This window comes from Sphaerisporangium sp. NPDC049002, assembly GCF_040649355.1.
Classification (GTDB): domain Bacteria; phylum Actinomycetota; class Actinomycetes; order Streptosporangiales; family Streptosporangiaceae; genus Sphaerisporangium.
Genome location: NZ_JBEZFH010000415.1, coordinates 1 through 1980 on the forward strand (window position 1 = coordinate 1; position 1980 = coordinate 1980).

At 71.4% G+C, this 1980-nt stretch carries 2 protein-coding genes; one reads left to right on the top strand and one right to left on the bottom strand.

The window, feature by feature from the left end; genetic code table 11:
* Positions 1-206 precede the first annotated feature (206 nt).
* Positions 207-713 (bottom strand): SRPBCC family protein, encoded by a 507-nt coding sequence (locus AB0B89_RS36120; RefSeq protein ID WP_358562208.1) that lies wholly within the window; start codon positions 711-713, stop codon positions 207-209.
* A gap of 344 nt (positions 714-1057) precedes the next feature.
* Between AB0B89_RS36120 and AB0B89_RS36125 the strand changes: the two genes are divergently transcribed.
* Entirely contained in the window at positions 1058-1795 is a 738-nt protein-coding gene (locus AB0B89_RS36125; protein ID WP_358562211.1) for a lytic polysaccharide monooxygenase, read from the top strand.
* The last annotated feature ends 185 nt before the right edge of the window (positions 1796-1980 follow it).

Sequence of the window (1980 nt, forward strand, 5' to 3'; positions counted from 1 at the left end):
GCGCACCACGGAACCCGACGTCGACAGGGTGGCGGAACTCCTGGAACGCATCACGTGACCACGCGGAACGCCCGTCAGCGGGGCCGGATCGAGGGCCTCCTTCAGGCCCCGCCTGCGTCTCCTGGGCGGACGCACGGATGAACCGCCCCCTCACCATGGGAAAGGGGCGGCCGTCACGGACGCCGGGCGAGGCCTGATCGGCGGGGTCAGGCCCGGATCATCGCGTCGAGGGTCTCGGTCATGTGCTTGCGCAGCTCGTTCAGGCGGACCTCGATGATGATCGAGGCGATGTCGGGATTGGCGGCGATCATGTCGCGCAGGCCGCTGCCGCCGGGGCCGTGCTCGAAGCTGTGACGGACGAGGGTCTTGTCCGGCGAGTCGGCGGGCTCCAGGTCGTAGCGCCACCGCGACGAGGGGCACTCCGGGCCGTTCTCGCCGTCCAGCACCACCCACGCGTAGGAGCTTGGGCGCTCGGCCTCGGTGACCATGCAGGTCACCGTCCACACCCGGCCCTCCCGGCGGTTGCGTCCCTCGAACAGCGTCCCCTCCTCCGGCACCGAGCGGTCGGCGTCGAGCCAGGCGCCGTGCTCGCACTCCGGGCTCCAGTCGCCGATACGGGGCACGGTCGTGACGAGGTCCCACAGCCGCGCCGGCGGGACGTCGACGACGGTCTCCAGGTCCACGCGTATGCCTGTGACGCCGTAGTCCTCCATGATGACCTCCGCACTCTCGTGGCACCTCGCGCGGTGCCGTCCCATCGCTGGTTCCTACGATGGACCAGAGGCACGTAAGGGGCTAGTTCGGCGCGGAAAGCAGGGGTCTAAGGGGTAGGGGCGCCGGTCTTCGAGAGAGAGGGCGCCTACCGGCCTGTCGAGCGGGCGTACGGCCCGCCGGGGCCGCGCTGTGCCTGCTGATCGTGGCCGCGGGAACCAACCTTAGGCTTCACGCCATGCTCGCCGGATGACCGGGCCGTCCGGCCGGAGGCGCCTGGCCGCGCTATTTACTCTTAGGAAACTTTCCTTTATATTTCTGGCACCCCCCAGCGAAGGAGTGCCGCATGCGGAAAACGATCATGGTGGTGGCCACGGCTTTACTAACCGCAGGGATCACGGTGTTCGCCGCCTCGCCTGCCCTGGCTCACGGCTACGTGTCCTCGCCGCCGAGCCGGCAGGCCCTGTGCGCCCAGGGCGTCGTCCCCAACTGCGGCGACATCATCTACGAGCCGCAGAGCGTGGAAGGACCCAAGGGGCAGCGGAACTGCCACGGCGGCGTCGCCCGGTTCGCCCAGCTCAGCGATGAGAGCAAGCCGTGGCCCGCCACCTCCGTGGGCACCACGGTCACCTTCAACTGGGTGCTGACCGCCCGCCACGCCACCAGCACCTGGGAGTACTACATCGGCGGCACCCGCGTCGCGGTGTTCGACGACCAGGGCCGCCAGCCCGGCGCGACGGTGTCGCACACCGTGAACCTGTCCGGCTTCAGCGGCAGGCAGAAGGTCCTCGCGATCTGGAACATCGCCGACACGGTGAACGCCTTCTACTCGTGCATCGACCTGCAGATCGGCGGCGGTGGCGGCAACCCCTCGCCCACCCCGAGCCCCACGCCGACCCGCACTCCCACCCCGACCCCGACTCCCACCACGACCGCCCCGGGTGGAACGTGGAAGGCCGGCACCGCCTACGCGGTGGGCGCCCAGGTCACCTACAACGGCGTGCTCTACCGGTGCATCCAGGCCCACACGGCGCTCGCGGGCTGGGAGCCGCCGAACGTTCCTGCCCTGTGGCAGAGGGTCTGACCCGCCGACGTGCTGACGGGCGCCGCGTCCCCGGGCGCGGCGCCCCCGGAAGAGCGCCGGGCCGGCCGCCCCCCCCCGCCGGGGCGGGGGTGCACCGCCCCCTCGGTTGAGGGCGGGGCCCCATCCCAGCGGGGCGGGCCCCTGGTGTCGCGCCGCCCATCACGGTGGTGTCCAGCGGCCGCGCG

What these genes read in the sequence shown, in the direction of transcription:
- AB0B89_RS36125 (WP_358562211.1), top strand. Translation starts at nt 1,058, where the DNA reads ATGCGGAAAACGATCATGGTGGTGGCCACGGCTTTACTAACCGCAGGG.
- AB0B89_RS36120 (WP_358562208.1), bottom strand. Translation starts at nt 713, where the DNA reads ATGGAGGACTACGGCGTCACAGGCATACGCGTGGACCTGGAGACCGTC.